The organism is Enterobacter sp. CM29, from assembly GCF_013179605.1.
In the GTDB taxonomy this organism is placed as follows: domain Bacteria; phylum Pseudomonadota; class Gammaproteobacteria; order Enterobacterales; family Enterobacteriaceae; genus Enterobacter; species Enterobacter intestinihominis.
In genome coordinates this window covers 1-12,859 of the sequence record NZ_JABMCU010000130.1, presented here as the reverse complement: position 1 = coordinate 12,859, position 12,859 = coordinate 1, and the positions used below count along the sequence as shown (strand labels likewise).

Sequence of the window (12,859 nt, the reverse complement as noted above, 5' to 3'; positions counted from 1 at the left end):
AAAAGCCTGCTTTTAAAGCAGGCTTTTTGCTTTGCTGCGTTCAGTAAAATTGTCGGGTGGCGCTCCGCTTACCCGACCTACAAAAACATCGAATCGTAGGCCGGGTAAGGCGAAGCCACCACCCGGCAAAAGCCGCACTATCCGTTCACACGAATTGGCGCCGTTGCCTCCACCAGCCACGGCCGCGCATCGCTGTCCACCCGGGGTGAAAGCGCCTCTCGTACCTGCTGGTGGTACTCATCCAGCCACTGTTTTTCTGACTCGCTCAACAGATGCAGCTCCACCTGGCTTAAATCGATTGGGATCAGCGTCAGCGAGGCAAACTTACAAAATCCCGGACGGCTTTCGACAATCTCCACCTGGTTTTCAATGCGAATACCGTGGCTATCGCCCAGGTAGTAACCCGGCTCAATGGTCATAATATTGCCCGCCACCAGCGGCCACGGGTTGACCTTTTGCGCAAAACGGTGCGGGTTCTCGTGGATCAGAAGCTGATGCCCTACGCCATGACCGGTGCCGTGGTCGTAATCCAGTCCCAACTCCCACAGCGGACGGCGCGCAAAGGCATCCAGCTGGTGCCCCTGAGTGCCGGACGGGAACTGAAGGGTAATCAGCGACAGGAAGCCTTTAAGCACTGCGGTGTAGTGCAAACGCTGCTGTGGATCGACCTTTCCCCAGGCCAGGGTACGCGTCGCGTCCGTGGTGCCGTTGCGGTACTGCCCCCCGGAATCATTCAGGTAAAAGTGGTCGTGGCCGATGGGCTTGTTGCTGGCCTCGCTTGAGTGGTAATGGCACATCGCCGCGTTACTCGCGGAAGCGGAAATGGTGGCGAAACTCGGCTCGACAAAGCCAGGCTGTTGCAGGCGGAACGCAAGCTGTTTCGCCTGCACGTCAAGCTCGGTCAGCGGCATTCCCGACGCGGCCCGCTGAGGAACTTCCCGGCTCAGCCAGGCCAGGAAATTCACCCATGCCGCACCGTCCTGGTGATGACATTCACGATAGCCCGCCAGCTCCACCGGGTTTTTCGTAGCTTTCATCAGGGTGATCGGGTCGGTCTGCCAGATAATTTCCCCCTGAGGTTCAACCGCAAAGCGTAACGCCACCGGTGCGGAATCGGGATCGATCATGATCCGCTTACCCTGCGCAAGCTGCCTACAGCGCGGGATAAAGGCTTCCTGAGGCGCAATCGTGAAGGCGTTCCGCACGGCATCCGGCAGCGCATTCAGCTTGCTGTCATCCACAAACCATTCCACCGCACCCTCGCGGCTCAGCAGGGCAAACGACAGAGGCACCGGGCAAAAGGGGATATCTGAGCCCCGCACGTTCAGCAGCCAGGCGATATTGTCCGGCAGGGTAACGGCCAGATAATCCGCGCGGTGCTCTGCAAGCACGGCGGCGGCGCGCTGGCGTTTGGCGGCGCTGCTTTCGCCGCTGATGTCTACAGGCATCTCGCGGATAAGCCCTGCGGGGGCGGCAGGGCGGTCAACCCAGAGGGTATCGAACGGAGAGCGCGCGAGCGGTACCAGTTCGCACGGCGTGGCCGAGAGCCGCGTAAACTCTGCATTGGTCATCAGCAGCGCATCAAAGCCGATGCGCGTGCCGGCCGCAACGTTTTTCGCCAGCCACTCGGCCAGCGGCTCGTTGTGCAGATGGTGGATCTCCACCTCGTGGAGATTGACCTGTACGCGGGCCTGAACCTGATAGCGTCCGTCAACAAACAGCAGCGCTCTGTCTTTCAGTACCAGCGCCAGCCCCGCCGAGCCGTCAAAGCCCGTCAGCCAGGCCAGCTTTGCATCATACGGTGCGCAAGATTCGCTCTGCCAGGCATCGGCGCGCGGCACAATCATCCCGTCGAGCTGATTGTCCTGTAGCCACTGGCGCAGGGCCGTAAGCGGTGATGTGGTGTGCATATTGTGTCCTTAGTATCACCTAAACGGTGGCTCATTGAAGGTGCGCAGCTTGCGGGAATGCAGTTTGTCGCCCTCTGCACGCAGTAAATCGATGGCGCGAATACCAATCTGAAGGTGCTCTGAGATCGCCCCTTCGTAGAAACGGTTCGCCTGACCCGGCAGTTTGATCTCGCCGTGCAGCGGTTTATCGGACACGCACAGCAGCGTGCCGTACGGGACGCGGAAGCGGTAGCCCTGCGCGGCAATGGTGGCGCTTTCCATATCGATCGCGACCGCACGGCTGAGATTGAAACGCAGGGCGGAGGCGGAATAGCGAAGCTCCCAGTTACGATCGTCGGTGGTGACGACCGTACCGGTACGCAGGCGCTGCTTCACCTCTTCACCCGGCATGCCGCTCACCTCTTTGGTGGCGTCGTACAGGGCGCGCTGCACTTCCGCAATACTCGGGATAGGAATGTCCGGCGGCAGAACCGCGTCAAGGACATGGTCGTCACGCAGATAAGCGTGGGCGAGGACATAATCACCAATCAGCTGGCTTTCACGCAGGCCGCCGCAGTGGCCGATCATCAGCCAGACGTCCGGGCGCAGAACCGCCAGATGGTCGCAGATGGTTTTCGCATTCGACGGGCCAACGCCGATGTTAATCAACGTAATGCCCTGACCGTCGGCGGTGACCAGGTGCCAGGCGGGCATCTGGTGCTTTTTCCACGCCAGGTCGGAGATGGCCTCTTCCGGTGCTTCGGTTTCGGCAGTGATCCAGATCCCGCCCGCGCAGGAGAGAGCGATGTAAGGGCTGTCCGGGTCAAGGATCTGGCTACAGCCCCAGCGGACAAATTCGTCTACATAGCGGGTGTAGTTGGTAAACAGTACGAACGGCTGGAAATGTTCGGCTGGGGTGCCGGTGTAGTGGCGCAGGCGTGCCAGCGAAAAATCGACACGGCGGGCATCAAAGTGCGACAGCGGTGAAAACTCTGCCGGGTGATAGATCCCGTCCGCCGTCTCATCGCCAATCTGCGACAGCTCAGTGGTCGGAAAATGGCGGGTCAGCCCCGCGCTCATGGAGCGATCCAGCGTCAGCGCTGAGCCGTCTATTACGTACGGGTAAGGGATCTCGTGCAGGGACGGTTCAACGCTGATATGCGCGCCGTAATCCTGATACAGCAGGGTAAGCTGCTCTTCCAGATAGGGGCGGAACAGCGCAGGTCGCGTGATGGTCGTGCTGTAACAGCCGGAGTGGGTGAAACGCGCATAGGCGCGGGTTTTCGGATTGCTGCTGGCGCTGCCGTCCCAGGTGACAGAGAGCGATGGATAAACAAAAAGGCCCTGGGTTCTGGCCTTTTCATCGGGAAGTTTCCCTGTTTCGATATAGTCACTGATGGCGCTGCGCAGTGCATTGACGGACTGTTCATACAGCGCGTCGAGTTTTTCCAGCGCCTGAGCCGGGGTCAGGCTGGAGCCCTTATTATTCATGTCTGTCTCCTTGTTCCACAGGTGTGCGGCTATAACCGATAGTATGTCACACGCCTGTGAAACAAAAGTGAGGAGATCAGCTGTGCGCGGTTTCCTTCATCAACAGGGCGGTGGCAGCAGAAAGCAGGCAACCTGCCAGCAGATAAATCGCCACGCTATGCCAGTTCCCGCCGGAGAACGTCACCAGCGCGGCGGCGATAAACGGCGTAAACCCGCCGCCGACCACGCTCGCCACCTGATATCCCACGCCCGCGCCGCTGTAGCGGTAGCTTGCGCCAAACAGCTCGGTAAACATCGGCTGCTGCACGCAGACCACCATATCGTGAGCGATGTTCGCGAGCATGATCGCGAAGAAGACAATCCAGAAGACCGACTGGGCCTCCAGCGCCATAAAGAACGGCCAGGCGCTGAGTGTGCCGATGAGCGCCCCGGTGATATACACCCGTCGACGACCAAAGCGATCCGCCAGCCAGGCGAAGCAGGGGATGGTCAGGCAGCTGATCCCACCCACCACCAGGCCAATATTCAGGAACAATTCCCGCGGCAGACCGAGGTTTTGAGTGGAGTAGTTGAGGGCGAAGGCGGTGACGATATACATCGTCAGCAGTTCGCACAGGCGCAGGGCGATAATTTTCAGAAAAGCGCCAGGGTGCTGCACCAGCGCTTCCATCACCGGCAGCCGTTTTTTCGCGACCGGTTTTTCGCGTTGCTGCCGCTCAAACTCAGCCGACTCTTCCATGCCGTTACGGATCCACAGGGCCACCACGACCAGCACAATGCTGAAGATAAACGGAATACGCCAGCCCCAGCTCAGAAACTGCTCGTCTGTCGTGAGCTGGCTTATGAGCGACACCAGGCCCGTGGAGAGCAGCAGACCCACGCCATAACCTACCTGCACGCCGCTGCTGTAGAACGCTTTCTTATTCTTCGGCGCGCTTTCCACGGACAGCAGTGCCGCGCCGCCCCATTCGCCGCCGACGGCAAAGCCCTGAATGGCGCGCAGCGTCACCAGCAACACCGGGGCCCACCAGCCAATCGATGCAAAGGAGGGCAAAATACCGATCAGCGCGGTGGCAATGCCCATCATCCAGACGGTGAGCATCAGCATGCGCTTACGGCCAAGGCGATCGCCGAAGTGGCCGAAAATTATCCCGCCCAGCGGACGAAACAGAAAACCGACGCCGAAGGTGGCAAACGCAGCAAGCGTGCCCATGGCGGGGCTGATCTGAGGAAAGAATTCACGGTTAAAGACCAGCGCAGCGGTAATACCGTAGAGCAGAAAGTCATACCAGTCGACGACGGCGCCTGCGAAGCTACCTAAAGCGGCGCGGCGGGCGCGGTTAAGCGAAGGTGTCTCCTCGTTGCGGCGAGCGGAGATGAGGGTGGAGTCCATAGTTGTCCTGTCTGTACTGATTTTTAATTATTGGTATAAGAAAAGGTCACTCACGTTGCAGCCGTCATATTGACGGAACGTATGAGACTACCGCGACAGACGGCCTGAGAAAACGTTTTTATCTTTCCTGAAAGCGCAGAATCAATAAATTTCATCTTATCGGGTCCCAATATAAATCAGCCTGTTTGGCTCCGGTTAGGGCTGAATGGTTTACAGTAATAAAGATCGCTGTGTGACGTAAGCTGAGGGAATAACGATGCAACGCCTCTTTCCTGCACTCTGGGTAGTCCTATTTTTGGTGGCTTCGCCGCTGCATGCGGAGCCAAAAGTCTACGGCGAACAGCGCATCCACCGCTGGTGGGATGCGGTAACAGACGATATTTCCCAGACATGGGAGCAGCCGGATCGTTACGATCTCTACCTGCCGTTTCTGAGCTGGCATGCCCGCTTTATGTATGACAAAGAGAAAACGGATAACTACAACGAAATGCCGTGGGGCGGCGGACTGGGCGTTTCTCGCTACAACGACGAGGGCAACTGGAGCGCACTCTTTGCCATGATGTTTAAAGATTCACATAACGAGTGGCAGCCCGCGATGGGCTACGGCTGGGAAAAGGGCTGGTATCTGGATAACGCAAAAGATTTCCGTCTGGGGCTGGGGGCCGCCGCGGGGATCACCGCGCGCGACGACTTTGCTAACTATGTCCCGCTGCCGTTTATCTTCCCGCTTTTCTCTGCCGGATATAAGCGCGTCACCGTCCAGTTCACCTATATTCCCGGAACCTACAACAACGGCAACGTGCTGTTTGCCTGGCTGCGCCTGGGCTTTTAAAGTGTGATCACTTTTTTGGCCACTGCGTTGGACAGAATCAGCAGCGAAAACAGGACGGACGTAACAAAGGTGAGCACAATCAGAGCAAGTTTGGTGCTCAGGGACGTTACCGGAATGAGCGCCGTCAGCAGGTGAAACACCGAGTAGTGCATGATATAGACCCCGGTCATCGTTTTGCTAATGGCGGCCAGCACGGACTCTTTAAACTCCGCATTGCGGCGAAAACGTACGCCGTTGGCCGCAATCACCAGGGCAATAATCAGGATGTAGATTTGCGATCCGGTGAGGATAAAGGCGTTTCTGTCCGCTTTAAATAGCGCAAAAAAGAAATGCCGTTCGTAAAACCACGTGAAGAGATAGATAAACGGTATGGCAATCACCGCTGCCCTGACCACATTTTTGCGGCCGATCCACGCCGCAATCTGCGGATCGCAAAAGAGCTGCCCCGTCAGATAAAACAGCAGCCACGTCCACAGGCGATACTGCGGCGACAATGAAAGCACGTGGACATCAGGATAGAGGGCTGACAGCAAATCGTACCCGTATGAGAAAAGCAGCAGGGTGACAATCACCCCGCAAAACAGCGTTCGCCGCTGGCTGAGCCACTCCACCGCCGGATGAAAAGTGTAAATCACGACAAATGCGAACACGAACCAGGGCTGGATAAGATATCCGCGCTGATAGGGCTCCCACAGGTAGTAAATGGTTACCCAGAACAGAAAGACGATCACCAGGCTTTTGATCTTATCAAGCTGCCAGCGCGTGCCGTGTCGGGATTGCCCATCCAGATACCCTGCAACCACAAAAAACAACGGCGTGGCGATGGTCGAAATGAAGGTTAAAAAACCGAGGATCCAGTGATAGTCATAATCGTAATGGTCCCAGGTGTTGTAGATGGTGAAGAAGGTGACCGCCGTCATACAGCCCAGCGTCTTGATGATGTTCAGCCCTGTCGCATTCATTGTTGTTCAGCTTCGTCCTTACGATGAAAACACGCGTAAATTACGGGGAGTACCAGCAGCGTCAGGATTGTAGCAAACCCAAGCCCAAACATAATCACAACGGCCATGCTCTGGAAGAACACATCCAGCAGCAGGGGGGCGAGGCCAAGCACGGTCGTAAAGGCGGTGAGCAGGATGGGACGCAGGCGCGACGTGGCGGCGTAAACGATCGCACTGTGCTGATCCTGCTGCGCTTTCTGCTGCTCAATCTCTTCCACCAGCACAATGCCGTTGCGGATCAGCATCCCGCTCAGGCTCAGCAGGCCAATCAGTGCCATAAAGCCAAAGGGGATCCCGGTAAGTAAAAAACCGGGCGTAACGCCGATCAGCGCCAGCGGCACGGTCAGCCAGATAGCGACGGCGTTTTTCACCGAACTGAACATCAGCACCGTGATCACAAACATCACCAGATACCCGAGCGGCAGCGTGGTAAATAGCCCCTGCTGCGCTTCGCTGGAGTTCTCCGCGTCCCCGCCCCATTCGATGCTGTAGCCGTGGGGCAGAGGCAGGGCATCTATTTGCGGCTTCACGCGGGCGAGAATATCGCCGGACGTTTGCTGGCTTAGCGGGTCAGGGTCGGTCTGCACGGTCAGCACGCGCGAGCGGTCGCGACGCAGGATCAGCGGATCTTCCCACTCCAGCGCGAAGCCGCTGACGACGTTGCTCAGCGGAATATACTGCTGACGGGTCTGGCTCCATACCAGGACGTTATTCAGGTGATTGGCGTCCAGCCGTTCACTTTCCGGCGGGCGCACCACCACGGGTAACAGGTCGCTTCCTTCTCTGTACAGTCCCGCCCGGCTGCCGGAGAAATTCATCTCCAGGGCGTTATCGACGTCCTGCTTGTCCACGCCAAGCTCACGTCCCAGCGCGGTGACGTACTGCGGGCGGATCACTTTGCTGCGGTTTTGCCAGTCGTTCCTGACGCTGTCCGTCGCCGGATCGCGCGTAAGAATACTGTCTACCTGGCTGGCGATCAGACGCAGCCTGTCCGGATCGGGGCCCTTAATACGTATTTCAATGGCGCTGTCACCGGAGGGGCCAAACATCACCCGTTTCGTGCTGGCGTTAACCTGCGGGTAGTTCCGTGCAATGTACTCATCAACGTGGCGGGTCAGGGCGGGGATGTTACGCTGGTCGTCCATTCTCACCATGATTTGTGCATAGTTGCTGTACTGCCGCTGTCCGCTGTAGGTCAAAATAAATCGCATACTTCCCTGACCAATCGTCGAGACCGTAGTTTCCACGCCAGGCTGGCCGTTAATGGTTTTCTCGATATCACCGGTCATCTTCTCGGTCCAGTTAATGTCGGTCCCGTAAGGGAGCCAGAGGTCGACAAAGAAAATTGGCGTACTGGATGAGGGGAAGAAGTTCTGCCGCACCGAGCCAAAGCCCCAGATGGCGGCAGCCAGCAGTGCGGCCATCACCATCAGCGTTAGCGCTTTACGCCGTAACAGTGCATTGAGCAAACCCCGGTAGATCCGATAGATGCGTTTGTCGTAGGGATCCGTTTCGTCGGCGTCTGGCGGTGCTGCGTCATGTTTAAACAGCCACCATTTAATCAGCACCGGCGTAATGGTGAGGGCTGAGAACCAGCTCAGCATCAGCGAAATCAGCAACACCTGAAACAGCGACTTACAGTATTCGCCGGTGGAGTCCTGTGACAGCCCGACGGGCGCAAAAGCCAGGATGGCGATGACCGTCGCACCCAGCAGCGGCAGCGCAGAGCGGCGAATAATAGCGTTAATGGCGTTAAGCAGAGGCGAGCCCTGCTGCCGGGCTATCAGTACCCCTTCGACAACCACAATGGCGTTATCGACCAGCATACTGAGGGCGATGATCAGCGCCCCCAGTGAAATACGCTGTAGTTCTATGCCCCAGAGATACATGATCAGCAGCGTGCCCAGCACGTTGAGCGCGAGGGAAAAGGCGATAATGAGCCCGCTGCGTAAGCCCATAAAGATCAGCAACACACCGACGACAATCGCCAGCGCCATCAGGAAATTAATGATAAATCCGTTGACGGAATGCCCGACCTCCGCCGCCTGATCGTAAAACAGGTCGATATGGATACCTGCCGGTTTCTCGGCTGACATCTGCTCAAGCTTCGCCTCCAGGGCATGTCCCACGTCGATCACGTTAACGCCGGGTATAAAGGAGACGCCCATGGTGACGGCTTTTCTGCCGTTGGCATGGTAGATGCTGGCAGGGGACGCATCCAGCCCACGTGACAGGGTGGCAATATCCCGTAAACGGGTAGCCGCCCCAACGCCGGGCGGGGTCACTATGAGATCGGCCAGCTCGTCAATACTTTCGAATTCACCGGTAGGATGCAGACGAATTGACTCAGTACCGGAGGGGATCTCTCCCGCGCTGGAAACCACGTTCAGCCTGCTGAGCTGGGCAGAAAGCTGGTTAAGCGTAATCCCGCGCGCGGCCATTTTGCTCAGAGAAATGTCCACGTTAATCTGCTGGGTGAGGGCTCCGCCGATGGCCACTTTGCCCACGCCCGGCACGAGGACCAACTCCCGGCGCAGCTGCTCGGCATACCGGACCAGTTCCGGATTGCTGAATTCATCGCCGGAAATGGCAAAGAAAAAGCCGAACACATCGCCAAAATCGTCATTCACAAACGGGGTCACTACCCCCGGTGGAAACTGTCGGGCGGCATCTCCCACCCGGCGACGCAGTTCATCCCAGATTTGCGGCAGCGCATTTGAGTGGTAGCGCGAGGCTATATTGACCGTGATCTGCGACAGGCCGCTGGAGGAGATGGAGCTGACGTTATCCAGGTAAGGTAACTGCTGAAGCGCGTTTTCCAGCGGCAGGGTGACCTCTTCCTCAACCTGCTGCGCCGACGCGCCCGGATAATGAGTGATTACCACCGCCGTTTTGATGGTAAACGCCGGATCTTCCAGTCTGCCGATGTTCAACAGGGCAATAATGCCACCTACGCCCAGCAGCAGAATAGTCAGCCAGACGCGAACCGGGTTGCTGATAAACTGACGAGAGATATCCATTACAGTCCCCGTTCACGCGTCCAGATACGTACCGGCTGGTTGGGATGTAACTCCCCAACGCCTGCGGCCACCACGCGTTCACCGGCCTTAAGCCCACCGACGATGACGACCCCCTCAGCGCTGACTTGCCCGACGCTGACCTTACGATCTTCCAGGTGCAACGTATCGCCTTCGCCCGTCACCACCCAGACGTGTGGCTCATTGCGCGGGCGGTTATCCGGGTTAAAGACCGCTTCAACCGGCACCACCAGCGCCTCACTGCCCACGCCCGCCGGTAGGTTGGTTAAATTGATGGTGACCGTTCCGCTGACGCCGCCCACGACGGGAAAATCATCCGGGCGGGGCATGGTTAAAATCACCTGCCAGGTCAATGTGTTGCTGTCGCTACTGCCTGAGTGCTCTTTGTACACAGCGGTAAACTCGCGACCGGGCAGGGCGTTGATCCTCACTACCGGTTTGTACTGCGCATTGCGGATATCGAAGGTGTTAAACAGGTTCTCTGGAAGGCTGAACACCACGTCCAGCAGGTCGGTACGGGTCAGGGTGACGACGGGCTGGCCGGCTGAGACGACCTGATGATTTCGCACATGTACGCTGGCCGCTGTCCCGCTAAAGGGGGCGACGAGCGTCATCTGGCTTAATTCCTCGCGAGCAATCTGTAGCGCGGCGTTTGCAGAATCGCGGTTTGCGCGCTGGACATCCATCTCGGCCTTCGACACGGCCTGGCGTCCTGCCAGGGTCTGGAAGCGGTCGAATTGCCGCTGAGCCAGGGTCGCCGCCGTTTGCCTGTCGTTCAGACGCTGCCGGGCTTCGCGATCGTTAAGACTGGCGAGCCTTTGCCCCTGTTTGACAACGGCACCCTGGCGAATGTCCAGGGTCTCAATCTGCCCGGCACGTTTGAACGCGAGATCGGTGGCGTCGCCGGATTCGATACGCGCGGGAAATACGCGCTGCTGCGCGTTGCCGGCCTTCACCACCTCTGCGACTTTTACCATTTTTGGCAGGGGCGCGGCGCGGTCGGGTTTGGGGTCGCACGCCGTCAGCAGCAATAAAACAGCAGGCAGAAGAGAGAGGTAGCGCTTCACAGTATTCCCCTGATAATAATTGTTTTATTTATTTCGTCATCAATGCTGGGGTGGCACTATTCCGCCAGGGCCGAGACGACCACATAGGTAAATAAACCGATTGCTGTGCTGGCGATAATGGCAAGCGCAATAAACAAACCAAGGCGAATCAGGCTTAAACCGTACATGCATTCCTCCATGAGGTTGAAGGTGGCGCGGGATAATGAGAATGAACGTGTTGCATGTCTGACTATGAGCATAGTCGGTGAATAAATAAATGTTAAATAACCATTATTAGTGGCGTGACATACTCAGGCGAAACAAGCGATACGATAGCGTATCCCCTTTGAATAACATCCTGATATTCCTGTGCTACGTTTAATAGCATCCATTCCTTTTTTCCGTAAAAGGCATTCACGCCTGTACCCATGGGTTTGATGCGATCTCTCCTGATTCACTCACTGTTGTGTTGGTTATAAAAAGGATGCTTGATATGTATAAAACGATTCTGGTGCCGGTGGATGTATACGAAACAGCGTTGTCTGATAAAGCGCTACAGCATGCCCAATTCCTGGCGCAAAGCGCATCGGGTAATGTCCATCTGCTGTACGTTATGCCAAAGTTCTCGGCGGAACTGACCCGCGGTTTTATTGCAGACGCGAGAAAGATGGATGAATATATGATTAATAATGCTAAAGAAAAACTGGCCGCGCTGGTAAAAAAAATCAGCCTGCCGGAAGCAAATGTCCATCTACATGTTCGCAGCGGGAATATACGTGATGAGGTAATCAAACTGGCGGATGAACTTAACGTCGGCGCGATTATTGTGGGGTCGCGCAATCCCAATATTCAAACCCATTTATTAGGGTCAGAGGCGGCGAGTATCGTTCGTTATGCACATGTTCCTGTTTTCGTTATTCGTTAATGACATGAAAGCAAGGTGATTTCTGAAAAGAACCCGAGGAAGGAACGATGATAACAGAAAAGCCTCACCATCCGTATTATCAACAGACCGTTGATGAAACCCTGACAAATATCCAATCCAGCCTGGACGGACTTACCAGTGCAGAAGCCACCGCCAGACTGGAAAAATACGGTGAAAATGCCTTACCGCAAAAACCGGGTAAACCTGGCTGGCTGCGCTTTCTGGCCCATTTCAACGATGTCCTTATTTACGTCCTTCTGGCGGCGGCGCTGCTGAAGCTGATAATGGGACACTGGGTGGATATGTTTGTCATTCTTGGGGTGGCCATCATCAACGCCCTGATTGGACATATTCAGGAGAGCAATGCGGAGAAATCGCTGCAAAGCATTCGTAATATGCTCTCCAGCGAGGCTGTGGTCATCCGGCAGGGCAACCATGAAACTATCCCGACGACAGCGCTGGTGCCGGGAGATATCGTGGTGATACGCGCCGGGGATCGCATTCCTGCCGACCTTCGCGTAATAGAGGCGCACAACCTGCGGGTGGAAGAAGCTATTCTTACCGGCGAATCCACGGTAGTGGAGAAAAGCAGCGATGCGCTCCACGGGGAGTTGCCGTTAGGCGACCGTTACAACCTGCTTTATTCTGGCACCACCGTCAGCTCCGGCGGGGGAAAAGGGCTGGTGGTGGCGACCGGGGGGGAGACCGAACTCGGCCATATCAACCAGATGATGTCGGACATTGAAAAACACCGTACCCCGCTGATGGTGCAAATGGACAAGCTCGGCAAGACCATTTTTATCACCATTCTGGTGATGATGCTGGCGCTGTTCGTTTTCAGTCTTATCTTCCGTGATATGCCCGTATCAGAGCTGGTGCTGTCGCTGATTAGCCTTGCGGTGGCGGCGGTGCCGGAAGGTTTACCGGCCATTATCTCTATCATCCTCTCGCTGGGCGTGCAGGCGATGGCGCGTCGCAAGGCGATTACTCGCAAGCTGCCTACCGTGGAAACGCTGGGGGCGATGACGGTGATCTGCTCGGATAAAACCGGCACCCTGACCATGAATGAGATGACGGTAAAAGCGGTGATTACCGCGGACACCACCTACCGCGTGGAGGGAGACAGCTACGAGCCGGTGGGCAATATTCACCCTGTTGACGATCCAACACCGGTAACCGTGACCCAGGGGTCTGTGCTGGAGCGCTATCTGCGCACCGTCGATCTCTGTAATGACAGCCAGCTG

At 56.8% G+C, this 12,859-nt stretch carries 9 protein-coding genes; 3 read left to right on the top strand and 6 right to left on the bottom strand.

Features of this window, described 5'->3' with window-relative positions; translation table 11 throughout:
* Nucleotides 1–137: 137 nt before the first annotated feature.
* From HP459_RS15710 to shiA, 3 genes are all read right to left on the bottom strand, one after another.
* Nucleotides 138–1,910 (bottom strand): aminopeptidase P family protein, encoded by a 1,773-nt coding sequence (locus HP459_RS15710; RefSeq protein WP_048966841.1) that lies wholly within the window; start codon nucleotides 1,908–1,910, stop codon nucleotides 138–140.
* Between the two features lie 15 nt (nucleotides 1,911–1,925).
* On the bottom strand, nucleotides 1,926–3,380 hold the full coding sequence (locus tag HP459_RS15705) for an AMP nucleosidase (protein WP_022648595.1): 1,455 nt from the start codon (nucleotides 3,378–3,380) through the stop codon (nucleotides 1,926–1,928).
* Between the two features lie 76 nt (nucleotides 3,381–3,456).
* Nucleotides 3,457–4,773, bottom strand: a complete 1,317-nt coding sequence (shiA, locus tag HP459_RS15700; RefSeq protein ID WP_017383305.1) for a shikimate transporter — start codon at nucleotides 4,771–4,773, stop codon at nucleotides 3,457–3,459.
* A gap of 256 nt (nucleotides 4,774–5,029) precedes the next feature.
* Here shiA and pagP point away from each other — a divergent pair, with 256 nt between their 5' ends.
* On the top strand, nucleotides 5,030–5,605 hold the full coding sequence (gene pagP, locus HP459_RS15695) for a lipid IV(A) palmitoyltransferase PagP (RefSeq protein WP_023300518.1): 576 nt from the start codon (nucleotides 5,030–5,032) through the stop codon (nucleotides 5,603–5,605).
* Here pagP and HP459_RS15690 read toward each other — a convergent pair.
* Genes HP459_RS15690 through HP459_RS15680 form a run of 3 tightly spaced genes read right to left on the bottom strand, consistent with a single transcriptional unit; the run spans nucleotide 5,602 to nucleotide 10,711 of the window.
* A complete protein-coding gene (locus tag HP459_RS15690) occupies nucleotides 5,602–6,525 on the bottom strand; it encodes an acyltransferase (RefSeq protein ID WP_160863192.1) in 924 nt (307 codons plus the stop codon). The two genes, pagP and HP459_RS15690, sit on opposite strands and share 4 nt — an antisense overlap.
* Nucleotides 6,526–6,563: 38 nt before the next feature.
* Nucleotides 6,564–9,626: an efflux RND transporter permease subunit gene (locus tag HP459_RS15685; RefSeq protein ID WP_155025687.1), complete on the bottom strand. Its 3,063-nt coding sequence runs from the start codon at nucleotides 9,624–9,626 to the stop codon at nucleotides 6,564–6,566.
* Nucleotides 9,626–10,711 carry an efflux RND transporter periplasmic adaptor subunit gene (locus HP459_RS15680; protein ID WP_022648590.1) on the bottom strand — a complete coding sequence of 362 codons (1,086 nt, stop codon included), beginning with the start codon at nucleotides 10,709–10,711 and terminating at the stop codon, nucleotides 9,626–9,628. Before HP459_RS15680 ends, HP459_RS15685 begins: the two co-directional genes overlap by 1 nt.
* 472 nt (nucleotides 10,712–11,183) lie before the next feature.
* Here HP459_RS15680 and HP459_RS15675 point away from each other — a divergent pair, with 472 nt between their 5' ends.
* Both HP459_RS15675 and HP459_RS15670 read left to right on the top strand, forming a co-directional pair.
* A complete protein-coding gene (locus HP459_RS15675; protein WP_023300514.1) occupies nucleotides 11,184–11,615 on the top strand; it encodes a universal stress protein in 432 nt (143 codons plus the stop codon).
* A gap of 47 nt (nucleotides 11,616–11,662) precedes the next feature.
* A partial coding sequence (locus HP459_RS15670) for an HAD-IC family P-type ATPase (protein ID WP_171936451.1) occupies nucleotides 11,663–12,859 on the top strand: 1,197 nt, incomplete at its 3' end.